The organism is Sphingorhabdus sp. (genome assembly GCF_044239665.1).
Taxonomy (GTDB): domain Bacteria; phylum Pseudomonadota; class Alphaproteobacteria; order Sphingomonadales; family Sphingomonadaceae; genus Sphingorhabdus_B.
The window spans coordinates 1-12,485 of sequence record NZ_JBIIBA010000020.1 but is presented as its reverse complement, the minus strand read 5'-3'; the positions used below and the strand labels follow the sequence as shown (position 1 = coordinate 12,485).

The 12,485-nt window shown below is 54.6% G+C and carries 12 protein-coding genes; 3 read left to right on the top strand and 9 right to left on the bottom strand.

What is annotated here, in order from left to right; all coding sequences use genetic code 11:
- Positions 1–103 precede the first annotated feature (103 nt).
- From ACILP3_RS07385 to ACILP3_RS07375, 3 genes are all read right to left on the bottom strand, one after another.
- Positions 104–1,120 (bottom strand): NADP-dependent oxidoreductase, encoded by a 1,017-nt coding sequence (locus tag ACILP3_RS07385; RefSeq protein WP_395616012.1) that lies wholly within the window; start codon positions 1,118–1,120, stop codon positions 104–106.
- A gap of 2 nt (positions 1,121–1,122) precedes the next feature.
- Complete coding sequence (locus ACILP3_RS07380; protein WP_395616011.1) at positions 1,123–2,829, bottom strand: amidohydrolase; 1,707 nt, start codon at positions 2,827–2,829, stop codon at positions 1,123–1,125.
- 62 nt (positions 2,830–2,891) lie between these two features.
- Complete coding sequence (locus ACILP3_RS07375; RefSeq protein ID WP_395616010.1) at positions 2,892–3,761, bottom strand: NAD(P)-dependent oxidoreductase; 870 nt, start codon at positions 3,759–3,761, stop codon at positions 2,892–2,894.
- A gap of 56 nt (positions 3,762–3,817) precedes the next feature.
- Here ACILP3_RS07375 and ACILP3_RS07370 point away from each other — a divergent pair, with 56 nt between their 5' ends.
- Both ACILP3_RS07370 and ACILP3_RS07365 read left to right on the top strand, forming a co-directional pair.
- Positions 3,818–5,038: a threonine ammonia-lyase gene (locus tag ACILP3_RS07370; RefSeq protein ID WP_395616009.1), complete on the top strand. Its 1,221-nt coding sequence runs from the start codon at positions 3,818–3,820 to the stop codon at positions 5,036–5,038.
- Positions 5,039–5,143: 105 nt separating this feature from the next.
- Positions 5,144–5,893 (top strand): arginyltransferase, encoded by a 750-nt coding sequence (locus ACILP3_RS07365; RefSeq protein ID WP_395616008.1) that lies wholly within the window; start codon positions 5,144–5,146, stop codon positions 5,891–5,893.
- 27 nt (positions 5,894–5,920) lie between these two features.
- On the opposite strand, the gene ACILP3_RS07360 is transcribed toward ACILP3_RS07365, so the two are convergent.
- From ACILP3_RS07360 to ACILP3_RS07350, 3 genes are read right to left on the bottom strand one after another with little or no spacing between them, the layout of a single operon-like run.
- The gene (locus ACILP3_RS07360) at positions 5,921–6,403 is read right to left on the bottom strand and encodes a GAF domain-containing protein (protein WP_395616007.1); all 483 of its coding nucleotides are present in this window, start codon (positions 6,401–6,403) and stop codon (positions 5,921–5,923) included.
- 12 nt (positions 6,404–6,415) lie between these two features.
- The gene (gene arfB, locus ACILP3_RS07355; RefSeq protein WP_395616006.1) at positions 6,416–6,844 is read right to left on the bottom strand and encodes an alternative ribosome rescue aminoacyl-tRNA hydrolase ArfB; all 429 of its coding nucleotides are present in this window, start codon (positions 6,842–6,844) and stop codon (positions 6,416–6,418) included.
- 25 nt (positions 6,845–6,869) lie between these two features.
- Entirely contained in the window at positions 6,870–7,583 is a 714-nt protein-coding gene (locus tag ACILP3_RS07350) for a pirin family protein (RefSeq protein ID WP_395616005.1), read from the bottom strand.
- A gap of 521 nt (positions 7,584–8,104) precedes the next feature.
- Between ACILP3_RS07350 and ctrA the strand changes: the two genes are divergently transcribed.
- A complete protein-coding gene (gene ctrA / locus ACILP3_RS07345) occupies positions 8,105–8,806 on the top strand; it encodes a response regulator transcription factor CtrA (RefSeq protein ID WP_395616004.1) in 702 nt (233 codons plus the stop codon).
- 74 nt (positions 8,807–8,880) lie between these two features.
- On the opposite strand, the gene ACILP3_RS07340 is transcribed toward ctrA, so the two are convergent.
- The 3 genes from ACILP3_RS07340 to ACILP3_RS07330 form a co-directional block, all read right to left on the bottom strand.
- Positions 8,881–10,206, bottom strand: a complete 1,326-nt coding sequence (locus ACILP3_RS07340) for a M20/M25/M40 family metallo-hydrolase (protein ID WP_395616032.1) — start codon at positions 10,204–10,206, stop codon at positions 8,881–8,883.
- Positions 10,207–10,248: 42 nt separating this feature from the next.
- Positions 10,249–11,412 (bottom strand): saccharopine dehydrogenase family protein, encoded by a 1,164-nt coding sequence (locus tag ACILP3_RS07335; RefSeq protein WP_395616003.1) that lies wholly within the window; start codon positions 11,410–11,412, stop codon positions 10,249–10,251.
- A 90-nt stretch (positions 11,413–11,502) separates the two neighbouring features.
- A complete protein-coding gene (locus tag ACILP3_RS07330; RefSeq protein WP_395616002.1) occupies positions 11,503–11,916 on the bottom strand; it encodes a hypothetical protein in 414 nt (137 codons plus the stop codon).
- Positions 11,917–12,485 lie beyond the last annotated feature (569 nt).

The following is a 12,485-nucleotide window of genomic DNA, read 5'->3' as shown; positions in this document are numbered from 1 at the left end:
CGTCAATATTGCAACAATTGGATAACCACGCGGGCGCAAGGCGTGCCACCTCAGCCCGCGGTTAAGCGTTTTTGTTGCAGATATTATTGCGCAGCATTTTGCGTTAGAGTTTAACCAACATCTTGCCAGTGTTCTCGCCACTGAAAAGTCCGATGAAAGCTTCCGGTGCTTTTTCTAGGCCGTCCTTCACAGTCTCGCGGCCTTTGACGGCGCCCGATTGAATGAGGGCAGCCATGTCCGCATTGAACTCTGGCACTTGGGCGTAAAAATCAGGGTAGAGGAAGCCTTTAATCATGATCCTTTTGCCAATGATCATGGGCAGATACTGCATCGGTTGTGCCTTAAAGTCATTATAGACGTCAATCATGCCGCAAATGGCAAAGCGCGCCCATTCCTTTGACATTGCCAGCGCCGCATCAAAATGTTCGCCGCCAACATTGTCGAAATACACATCGATACCGGTCTCGTTTATGTCCTTCAGCGCCGTCATCAATTGCGGCAGTACCTTGCCGGATTTATAATCAATTACGGCATCGGCACCGATCTCTTTGACCCAAGCGCATTTGTCTGCGCCGCCGGCCGAGCCAATGACTTTCATGCCCTTCGCCTTGGCAATCTGGGTAACAGTTGAACCTACAGCACCTGCCGCCGCCGAGACAAAGATCACTTCGCCAGCCTTCGCTTCAGCCACCTTGAGCAGACCGAACCATGCGGTGCCGCCGGGCATGCCGATGATGCTGAGCCAATGTTGGTCCGGCACGCCCAAATCGGGCAGCTTTACAGGCGGCATTCCGGCAGGAGGCGTATGGCCACCGCCAAAGACAACCGTGTCGCGCCAGCCAGCCATGTGCAGCACCTTTGTGCCAACAGGAAACTCGGCATTGTTGCTCTCGGTCACAGTGCCAACTGCGCCGCCAGTCATGGGTTCACCCAACATGAACGGGTCCGCATAGCTTTTTGCATCATTCATGCGTCCGCGCATATATGGGTCAACGGACATCCAGCTATTGGTTACGCGAAACTCGTCCGCACTCAAGGGGGCGTCGGGACGCTCAACAATCGCAAAATTGCTGTCGTTCGGAAGTCCAGATGGGCGGCTAGCCAGTGTCCATGCGCGCATTATTATCTCTCTCCATTTGTATTTTTACCTGCAGCATTCGCAGCAGCGTTTTTATAAACAGGCCGTCCACCGACCCATGTTTCTTGAACCACTGCATTACGCAATTCCCGAGGGCTTGCAAGCAAAGGGTCAACATCAATCAATATGAAGTCCGCATAATGTCCCGGGGTCAGTGAACCGAACTTGCCCTCTGCAAAGGCCGCATAGGCCGCGCCGGTGGTAAAACCAGCAAGGGCCTGTTCGCGCGACACGCGATCTTCTGGTCGCCAGCCGCCAAAAGGTTGCCCCTCGGCATCTTCGCGCGTCATTGCAGTGGCAAGGCCAGCAAAGGGATCCGCCGATTCCACTGGGACGTCGGAACCAAAAGCGAGCTTGCCCCCGGCGCGTGCAATTGACTGCCACGCATAGGCACCATTCAGGCGCTCTGGGCCAAGCCGTGCCTCAGCCATCAAGCGATCAGATGTCTGGTGCACAGGCTGCATCGAGGAAATAATGCCGTGCTTGCCAAGCTTTTGCAGATCGACTGGGTCAACGATCTGGACATGCTCAATCCGCCAGCGTTGATCACCCTTATATGTTTCGGACAATTCTTCGATGGCGCTAATGACCTCTGCATTGGCGGCGTCACCAATAGCGTGAACAGCGGTTTGGAAGCCGTCCATGGACGCGCGGACCATGAGGTTGCGGATTTCTGCGCTTGCCATAAATTGGAGGCCCGTTTGCCCAGCGGCATCGGCATAAGGTTTTTTCAACCATGCACCACGGCTGCCCAGCGCTCCATCAAGATACAGCTTTACCCCGCCAAGCCGGAGTTTGTCATTATACAACCATGGGCTTGGCCGCGGACCTGCAATTGCGACCATATTATTAATGCCGGCTGCATAAGCGAAAATCCTGACCGTTAGCCAGCCAGCATCACCCGCCCTACGATAGCTTTGCCAGTCATCCATAGATGTGCCCATGTCGGCAATGGCGGTGATACCCAAGCTATGGAGTTTCTTCTGCGCCTCCCCCAAGGCAATATCGCGCTCCAGTGGCTTGGGCGCGGGCACAAATTTGCCAACCAAATCCGCTGCGGCGTCAATAAATATACCGCTTGGTTTTCCGTTGATAAGTTCAATACGCCCACCTGGCGGCGATTTTGACGCAGCATTTACGCCAGCAATGTCCATCGCGCGGCTGTTAGCCCAGCCCGCATGGCCATCTACGCGCTCAAGCCAGACGGGCCGGTCGCTGACCGCAATGTCAAGGTCTTGCGCCGTCGGAAAGCGACCAAGGCCCCATTTTTCCTGGTTCCAACCGCGACCAATGATCCAGCGGCGCTCGGGATATTTTGCGGCATACGCCTTGATCGCTGCCTGTGCTTCGGAAAGGCTGTTCGTATTGGAAAGGTCAAGTGTCAGTAATTGGAAGCCAAGGCCCATGACATGTCCATGCGCATCAATCAGGCCGGGCAATAATGTCGCGCCCCGTCCGTCCAAACGGAAATCGAGTATCTTGGGAAGCGTATCCTTTTTGGTCAGCAGTTCCGTAACTTTGCCGTCTCTACCCACGAGCATGGCGTTAAAACGGATGACCTTGCCATTTTGGTCTAGCGTAATGCCGTTCACATTTTCGACAAGCCCTTCGGCGAAAGCTGGCGAAACGGCGGTGCTCGCGAACAAGGCGATCGCGCATAACTTCAAAAATAGCGATTTCTTGTCGGACACGAACGGGGCTTGGAATGAGGACGGAGCTTGAAGGCGGAGCGCCAGTGATGTTGCGGTTTTCATCATCCTTTAGGCAATCTTTTCACAATCGCACTGGTATCTAGCCGGCCACCGCCCATATGCTGCACATCCGCGTAAAACTGATCAATTATCGCAGTGATGGGCAAAGTCGCCCCGACCGCGCGGGCTTCTTCAAATGCCAATCCAAGGTCCTTGCGCATCCAATCAACAGCAAAGCCGAAATCAAACTTGTCCTCAGCCATCGTCGCCCAGCGATTATCCATTTGCCAGCTTTGCGCCGCGCCGCCGGAAATGGCCTCATATACTTTCTCAACGTCCAGTTCAGCAGACTGCGCAAACCGCATAGCTTCGGATAAAGACTGGATGATACCCGCAAAGGCAATTTGATTGCACATTTTCGTGATCTGCCCCGTACCCGGGCCACCGACATGTACGATACGTTTGGAGTAAGCTGCGATAATTGGCGATGCTGCCTCAACGGAAGCCTGTGTCCCGCCACACATGATGGATAAGGTGCCGTTTTCTGCACCCGCCTGCCCGCCGGTCACAGGTGCGTCGACGATCAACAGCCCCCGCGATTTCGCTTCAACGCCAAGCTGCCGCGCAATCCGCGCGGAAACCGTTGTGTGGTCAATATACAGGCTGCCTTTGGTCATCGTCGAGAACGCACCGTCGCGGCCAAGCGTCACGCCCGACAGGTCATCATCCGTGCCGACACAGCTAATTACGACCTCGGCCTCTTTGGCCGCGTCTGCTGGCGATGTGGCAAGCGTGCCGCCATAAGCTTCGATCCATTTTTCAGCCTTGGCACGCGAACGGTTATACACCGTCACATCATGCCCCGCCTGTATGAGATGCCGTGCCATCGGGCCGCCCATGACGCCCAATCCGATAAAAGCTATTCTGGTCATTCTTTGGTCTTAATGTCTGTTTTCAGTTAACGCCAGATGCGTTAGGGCCATTTTATATGTCTGACCTATTGACCCTGGACCATGTCCGCGCCGCCCATGACCGTATTCGCGATTCCATCGTGGCAACGCCGACCCTGCACAGCCAGACTTTGTCGAAGCTGACGGGCGCAAATATTTACCTGAAGTTCGAAAATCTGCAGTTTACGGCAGCGTATAAAGAACGCGGCGCGCTAAACGCGATCCTTCTGCTTTCGGAAGAACAACGCAGCAAGGGCGTGATCGCAGCGTCGGCTGGCAACCATGCACAAGGCTTGAGTTATCATGGTACGCGCCTTGGTATTCCAGTGACCATCGTCATGCCCGTACCAACGCCGACGGTTAAGGTCATGCAGACAGAGAGCGTTGGCGGCAAGGTTGTCCTGTTTGGCGAGACTTTTGACGACGCCTATAAACATGCACGGCAGCTTGAGGAAGAGCAGGGGCTGACCTTTGTGCATCCTTTTGACGACCCGAATGTTGCCGCAGGGCAGGGCACTGTTGCGCTTGAGATGCTTGAAAGCATTCCGTCCCTCGACATGCTGGTGGTGCCTATTGGCGGCGGCGGCTTGCTATCTGGCATGGGGACGGCGGCGCGCGCTTTGAAGCCCGATATCGGCCTCATCGGGGTTCAAGCCGAGCTTTACCCATCCATGTATGCTTTGCTGAACAATCTGCAGATGCCGTGCGAAGGCGACACTTTGGCAGAAGGCATAGCCGTCAAAATACCCGGCGCATTCACTAGCGAAGTCATCCGCGAACTGGTCGACGACATAGTCCTAGTAAATGAAGCGCAACTGGAAACCGCGGTTAGCCTGCTGCTGCAGATTGAAAAAACCGTTGTCGAAGGTGCCGGTGCGGCTGGCCTTGCGGCAGTGATGGCCCATCTTGAGAAATTTGCCGGCAAGAATGTTGGCATCGTCCTGTGCGGCGGCAATATCGATACGCGGTTGCTAGCAAATGTCCTTTTGCGTGACCTTGCACGGTCCGGTCGCTTGGCGCGTTTGCGTTTGACCCTTCAGGACCGCCCCGGCGCGCTGTTCAAGGTGATGCGTTTGTTCAACGAGCATAATGTCAACATCATCGAAATTTACCATCAGCGGATTTTTACGACCTTGCCCGCTAAGGGGTTGATTACCGATATTGAATGCGAAGCGCGGGATGCCAATCAATTACAAGGACTAGTTGATGGTTTGAATGCGGCTGGCTACAAAGTCGAACGGGTCGAGCTGAATAAATGATAAGCCATTGCAAGAAAGATGGTAAATGCGCTTCCCAGCATTGGATGCGCGGTGCATAAAAGGTAAACAATGTATTAAAGGCCAACGCTGCCCAGCGGAGAGAATATGAGTGCACCAGTCCGTTTTCCGCGATTTTTTGTAACCAGCCCTGGCCCTTGTCCTTATCTTCCGGGCAGAACCGAACGGAAAGTCTTTACCGAACTCAACGGCAACCACGCCGATGAACTGAACGAAGCGCTTGGTCGCATTGGTTTTCGCCGTAGTCAGAATGTCGCGTACAGGCCAAGTTGTCTGGACTGCAAGGCATGCGTGTCGGTGCGCGTGCGAACGAACGAGTTCCAGCCCAATGCCACACAGCGCCGAATTTTGCGGCGTAACGCCGATCTGGTTGTGAGCGCCTGCCGCCCTTGGTCAACGACCGAGCAATATGATCTGCTCAGCCGCTATCTCTCCTCACGCCATCCCGACGGCGGCATGGCGAATATGGATGACATGGATTATGCCGACATGGTCGAACAATCGCCCGTCCGCAGCCAAGTGATTGAATACCGGACCCCGCCGCTGTCCGGCCGGATTGGCGAATTGGTTGGTGCGTGCCTGACGGATCAGCAGAGCGACGGCATGTCGATGATCTACAGCTTTTACAATCCGGAGATTGAGGGCCGCTCTGGTCTCGGCAACTTCATCATCATGGACCATATCTTGCGCGCAAAGGCCGCCGGGCTGCCTTATGTCTATTTGGGCTATTGGGTAAATGGTGCGGCACGGATGCATTATAAGACCCGCTATAGGCCGTTGGAGCGCCTTGGGCCTGACGGCTGGGAATGTTTCGATCCCGATGCTGAGGCGGTCTAGGGTTAGGATAAAAGCGTTAAGAGGCCGTCAAATTCTGTCCGCAATCATCTGGGCAAGCAGCTCAACGCCTTTTGCATCTTCGGTATCAAAGCGGTTCAGTGTTGGGCTATCAAGGTCAATGACCGCGATAACGGTGCCATTATGTTTTACAGGCACCACCAATTCCGAAGCGCTATTGGCATCGCAGGCAATATGACCGGGGAAGACGTGGACATCTGCCACCAACTGCGTCTCGCCCGATTGCGCCGCGGCCCCACATACACCTTGGCCAAAGGGTATCCGAATGCAGGCTGCCTTACCCTGAAAGGGCCCAAGGACAAGTTCGCCATCGACCACGCGGTAGAAACCCGTCCAGTTGACGTCCGGTAAAAACGCCCAAAGCAAGGCGGCGATATTCGCCATATTGGCAACGGCGTCAGGCTCCCCGCTGGTCATCGCATCGGCAGAGCGAACCATTTCTGCGTATAGTTCGGATTTCGGCGCGTTGGTATCAATGTCAAATGTGTACATTCTCTTGCCTTATCAATCGAAACTGACCTTGCCACGGTTTTTCTTGATCGTGGATCGGCCCTTTTTGGTGTCAACCCGCCGTGCCTTGGCGGCTTTGCTTGGTTTGGTGGCGACGCGGCGGGTTTGGCGGATATGTGCACGGTCGATCAGATCGATGACCCGGGCGCGTGCGTCCTGCCGATTGGCTTCCCGCGTGCGGTGACTGCGGGCGGTAACGATCAGTTCACCCGACAACGTCATCTTGCTGCCCGCTAGAATCTTCAATTGGCGAAAAGCGTAAGGTTGCAGGCCCAGCGCATAAACATCGACGCGCAATTGGCAGGCGGTCGCGACCTTGTTGACATTCTGCCCGCCCGGTCCGGTGGAGGCCAGGAAGGTTTCTTCAAGATATTCTTCGGGAAGGTCAAAGGCCATAAAGACGGCTGTAACAGCCAATGCCATATTTTGCCAATATCACACGCATGGATTACCGCGAGTCCACCAGAATGACGTCTGCATCTTCAATTGCCGTGAGCATGATTTTACCTGCGCCGATGGCCACACCATCGCGGGCATTCGCACGCTGCCCGTCAATCTCAATCGCGCCGGTTGCCGGCACCATATAGGCATGACGATTGGCGCCGATGGTATATTCCAGGCTGTCACCCGCCTTGATGGTCGCGCCAAGCACGCGGGCGTCGGTGCGGATCAGCAAGGCATCACTATCTTCGTCAAAGCCGCTGGCAAGGATTTGCCATGCGCCCGAACGGTCATTCTTGGGGAATGGCTTTGTGCCCCAACTTGGCGCGCCGCCTGTCCGATCTGGCAGGATCCAGATTTGGAACAAGGTCGTTGGTGTATTTTCTAGATTATATTCCGCATGGCGAATGCCGCTGCCCGCGCTCATGACTTGAACATCACCAGCCCCCGTGCGGCCTTCATTGCCGAGACTGTCCTTGTGGGTGATCGCGCCAGTGCGGACATAAGTGATGATTTCCATATCCGCATGGGGGTGGGGTGGAAAGCCTGACTGCGGCGCAATCAAATCGTCATTCCATACGCGGATTGCACCCCAATTCATCCGTGCAGCGTCATGATAGCTGCCGAATGAAAAATGATGATGGGCATCAAGCCAGCCATGGTTCGCCGCACCAAGCGTTTCAAAGGGACGAATTTCAAATTTCGTTTTGGCGTCAGTCATGTCATGCGCTCCTGAATCAGGACCTTCTTAATAGGTCCTGACCTTAAGATAGTGCACGACATGGGTATGGGAATAGAGACGTTCCAAACATATTATTTCCATTGCGCAGCTGCCCGATTTTCAATCTTCACTTAAGCGGCGCAGGCGCTTTGTCTGTTCAAGGCTCTGATATCCAAAACGGTCGCTGTGCGCATTGACTATATCATCACTGAACGCGGATGACGGCTTTATGAACTATCGTTAAGTTTTCGCCGTCGCGAATGTGTTTTTCGTTCGATTCTGAAATCAGTCCCCCCAAATGTCACAAAATGTATAAAAAAATTTACATTCTTTGTGCCCCTGCAGCCATTGAAAAATAGTCATTTTTTGTGAATTTATATGTCACAATCGTTGAATATCATGATGTTAATACCAAATTAACCTTTGAAGTTCATTCCCCTTATGGTTAATAAAGTGCGAAGCAATGCTGGATAAATCCGCGCGGCTTCGAAGGTCCAGCGGTTTGAAAAAGGGGTTTGCCCATGCGTGTTCTTTTGATTGAAGATGAACCTACCACAGCGAAGGCCATCGAAATGATGCTCGCGACGGAAGGGTTCAATGTCTACACGACTGATCTGGGTGAGGAAGGTCTCGATCTGGGTAAGCTCTATGATTATGACATCATATTGCTCGACTTGAACTTGCCCGACATGCACGGTTATGATGTTTTGAAAAAACTGCGCGTTGCCAAAGTGCAAACGCCCGTGCTTATTCTTTCAGGTATCAGTGAGATGGACACGAAGGTCCGCTCCTTCGGCTTTGGAGCCGATGATTATGTAACAAAGCCGTTCCATCGCGAAGAACTGGTCGCGCGTATCCATGCGGTTGTGCGCCGTTCCAAAGGCCATTCGCAGTCCATCATCCGCACGGGCAAGTTGGCTGTGAACCTCGACGGCAAAACCGTTGAAGTCGATGGTAGCCGCGTGCACCTTACGGGCAAGGAATATGCAATGCTTGAGCTGCTGAGCCTGCGCAAAGGGACTACGCTGACCAAGGAAATGTTCCTGAACCATTTATATGGCGGCATGGACGAGCCTGAATTGAAAATCATCGACGTCTTTATCTGCAAGCTGCGCAAGAAATTGTCGCTGGCCTGTGCCGGTGAAACCTACATCGAGACGGTGTGGGGCCGTGGTTATGTCCTGCGCGATTTCGACAATGTGGCGCAGACGCTCGTCGCCTGAAGCGGTCGGACATATCGATTTTATGGGGACAATGGGCGCAGTCAGAAATGGCTGCGTCCATTGTTATATGTGGCTTAACGCCGGGGCGGCAGTCCTGCAAAAGTGATCGTGCTTTCCGCGCCTGTCGCACTTAATGCACTGACGCCCACAAAATGATCATCCACAATCAAGCCCTCTAGCAATGTTTGGGTGCCCTGCAGTTCACGGACAAAGACCCAATCCTGTGCATCGGCGCGGCGTTGATACACGCGATAGCGTTGCGCGCCGGGGCTAGCGTCCCAACTGACACTGGTATTGGAGGTAACCGCGCCGCCCAATGTCGCCGATGCTGGCGCTGGCGGGGCATCGGCCAAGGCCGTTGCGGTCAGAATATTCAACATCGTCACCTTGGCCAAATAGTCAAAGTCCATCTTGTCGACAGTGTCGCCATATTCAATGCCATTTTCGGTGCGCAGATCCTGATGCTGATGGTGATAATTTTCAACGCCGACGGTGTAACGGATGGCCGGAAAGCCAAGCTCCAGCGCGGGCAAATGGTCCCCGCCACGCGCAAAGCGGTCTGGCCGGCGGACGCCAAAGACATCGAGTGCCACGTCCGGATAGGCTTTGGCCGCAACCTTATCAGCATAACGCATTAGCGAACGGCTTGGACCGTCATCTTCACCGCCGCTGTTGCGCCGCGCCATTTGCCCCGCCAGATCTTCAGATGCCCGAATGCCTTCGCTGAACACCCGCACGACATTATCAACCTTGCGCCCGTCGGTGCCAAGCGTGCCGCCGACAATATCATTGTTCAACATCGCGCTGACTTTCCAGCCACGTTCCTTGGCGGTTTCCGCGAGCAGCCGCCCACCCATCAGGCCCTGTTCTTCGCCCGACAGCAAGGCAAAGACAATGGTCGCTTCATTCTGCGGCTGCTGCGACAATATGCGCGCCGCCTCAATCACCAAGGCGCTGCCCGAACCATCGTCATTGGCGCCCGGCGCATCCTTGGTAAAATCCATCACATCGGACACGCGGCTGTCGATATGTCCGGCGATTATGATGACATGGCCCCAGCCCATTTTGCCGGGTTTGATGGCGAGGACATTGACAATATTGACGCCGGTTGGAATGCGCGGGCCCGACATGTTGCGTTCCAGATTTTCGGTCTGCAAGCAGCCATTGCACGCCTTGGCGATTTTTTCGAATTCACTATGCGCCCATTTGCGGGCCGCGCCGATGCCGCGTTTCGGGTCCGTGGCCGATGACAATGTATGGCGCGTGCCAAAGCTGACGAGTTTTTCAACATCCGCCTTCAGCCGTTGTGCATTGGGGTTGCTTGGCGGGCTGGCATAAGCAGCCATGGGGGACGCGAAGCCGATAGCGATAAAGCCTGCATATGCGCATAATTTTTTCATCATCGTTCCTGTCCCATCCCGTCCCGCGCTTTATGAAAGCGGTCAGCCTTCAACCGCGAAAATCAATCCGGCATTTTTCTGCAATCGGTCCACAAGATGCTCGCTTAAGGCCGCGCCCGGCGTGGTGACGCCGCCGGCGCCATCAACTTCGCACAATGCAATGGCGGTTTCGCTGATCATCTTGCTGGTCGAACCATAGCCAGGGTCACGGTCGCCCTTGACGCTGAAACGCGCCGTGCGGCCATCGGGATATTCGGCAACGAACAATATGTCATAAAAACCGGTTTCGCGTTCTTCTTTGGTGGGGCCTTCGCCGGGCTTGGGGTCATCCGCGCCGCCCATCATCGGGGTGGAGGCGACATGTTTGGCAATGGCCTCACCCTGTTCGCCCGGGCCTGTCAGCATCATTTCATCATACACAAAATCGGCGCCATATGCATGGCCAAGCAAATGGTTGGTGCGGTGGACATTTTTGGTGTTGATCGGGGCCATGACGAAATTGGTCGCCCAGCTGCCGAGGCTCTCGTCATATTCGGGCTTATTACCCGCAGGTTGCGGCGGGCCAGCAAAATCGGCGGACAGGCTGAACGGGTTGGTCAAATAGCCGATGACCGCAGGATCCTTGCTTGCGGCGGCCATGGTCGCTTTTAAGCTGGCTGCGGTACCGCCGGAAAAAGTACCCTTCATGGCGCGCACGCGGCCCTTCACCCGTGGCGCAGGCGCGCCGAATGTCGCCACGCAATGTTTTTGCAGCATCATCACGCCCAAATCGAAGGGGATGGAATCAAAACCAGCGGAAAACACGATCCGCGCGCCCGACGCCTTGGCAGCGGCATCATGCTGGTCAATTTTCTGGCGCATCCATGCAGGCTCGCCGCATAGATCGGTATAATCGGTGCCATTGGCAACGCAGGCGGCGACAAGTTCATTGCCATAAAGCTGATAGGGGCCGACGGTTGTCAGAACGACCTTGGTCCGCTTGACCATCGCATCGAGCGTAGCGGGGTCAGATGCATCGGCCACAATCAAATCAGTGTCTGCGGCGGCACCAATAAGATCACGCACTTCTTCCAGTTTGGAAAGGCTACGCCCCGCCATCGCCCATTTCAGGCCGCTCTTGTCCTTGAGATATTCGGCCACCAAACGCCCCGTATAGCCCGTCGCGCCATAGACAATGATATTGAATTCGCGTGGGGTATTTGGCATGAATATTCCTCTCTTTGGGGTGACGGCATTATAGGGTCACCTGACCCTAAGTTTACAAACATATATGCATAAGCCGCCTTTTTTGTAAACTTAGGAAGCGCGCAGGCGTGCTTTGGCATCGCGGCGCGGCGGGGGCAAGCGCAACACTTTCATGATATGCTTGGCATCGGGGCCAGTTTGAAATTCAAACGCGCCGCCCAGCCGCATTTTAACAATGGTGACGCCGTGCATGGCGCGTTCCATGGCATAATCAAGCATGATGCTCCGCCCGAAACCCAACGCCCGGTCCCATTCATCGGCAAAGCTTTCCGCGCCCGCACGTTTTTTGAGGTTATAGGCCGAAATCCGCGACATCCCCACCGCCTGCGCCGCTGCATCAACTGTACCCATCGTCGCCAGCGCAACCAAAAACAACCGCTGCCGCGCGGGCGTCCACCCATCATGCCGCACGCGATCGAGCGCGACGGGGGTAAATTCGGGTTCATAGTCTGATATGGTTTGCATGGTCGGTTTTATTAACCTATCTGGATAATATAGTCAATTGCTAGTTGCATGTTAATGCACTTGAGAATATATGGGCCTCGTGAGCTGTGGAGAGGTTGCGATATGCCCCTCCCATGGACAAGATCAGAGGGCGGGCTGCTTCGGTAGCGCCGCCCTCAACTTTTTTCCAACCTCTGTTTATCATCCTACGCTCTCTTTACGTTGTCCACGTAACTTAGGCGTTAGAGATAATTCGTCAATCTTTACAATTACATCATCAATTTATCAAAGACGGTCTGTGATGCGCTTAGCACAACTGGCTACATGCGCAGGTCGTTCAAAAGTGCCACTGCAGCTGGCCCATATATGTGCTTGCGCGGTCGGCGTAGCTCGTTTTGCAGGGCCGCTCGCTTTTTTAGAATAGGCACTGGCTCGCGGGTGCATTGGTGCAGATTTTGGGGGATTATACCAGCGTGCGCTGATGCTGACTCAGATTTGGGATTCCCAATCGGTTGAAAGTCTGATTCTATGTTGTTCTTCATTTGGAGGAGGTGACATGGGAGCATCGATTAGCTTGCGGGATGATTTTG

Coding starts and splice junctions, on each gene's coding strand:
- ACILP3_RS07330 (WP_395616002.1), bottom strand. CDS start 11,916: ATGCAAACCATATCAGACTATGAACCCGAATTTACCCCCGTCGCGCTC.
- ctrA (WP_395616004.1), top strand. CDS start 8,105: ATGCGTGTTCTTTTGATTGAAGATGAACCTACCACAGCGAAGGCCATC.
- ACILP3_RS07360 (WP_395616007.1), bottom strand. CDS start 6,403: ATGTACACATTTGACATTGATACCAACGCGCCGAAATCCGAACTATAC.
- ACILP3_RS07375 (WP_395616010.1), bottom strand. CDS start 3,761: ATGACCAGAATAGCTTTTATCGGATTGGGCGTCATGGGCGGCCCGATG.
- ACILP3_RS07385 (WP_395616012.1), bottom strand. CDS start 1,120: ATGCGCGCATGGACACTGGCTAGCCGCCCATCTGGACTTCCGAACGAC.
- ACILP3_RS07370 (WP_395616009.1), top strand. CDS start 3,818: ATGTCTGACCTATTGACCCTGGACCATGTCCGCGCCGCCCATGACCGT.
- ACILP3_RS07350 (WP_395616005.1), bottom strand. CDS start 7,583: ATGACTGACGCCAAAACGAAATTTGAAATTCGTCCCTTTGAAACGCTT.
- ACILP3_RS07335 (WP_395616003.1), bottom strand. CDS start 11,412: ATGCCAAATACCCCACGCGAATTCAATATCATTGTCTATGGCGCGACG.
- arfB (WP_395616006.1), bottom strand. CDS start 6,844: ATGGCATTGGCTGTTACAGCCGTCTTTATGGCCTTTGACCTTCCCGAA.
- ACILP3_RS07365 (WP_395616008.1), top strand. CDS start 5,144: ATGAGTGCACCAGTCCGTTTTCCGCGATTTTTTGTAACCAGCCCTGGC.
- ACILP3_RS07340 (WP_395616032.1), bottom strand. CDS start 10,206: ATGAAAAAATTATGCGCATATGCAGGCTTTATCGCTATCGGCTTCGCG.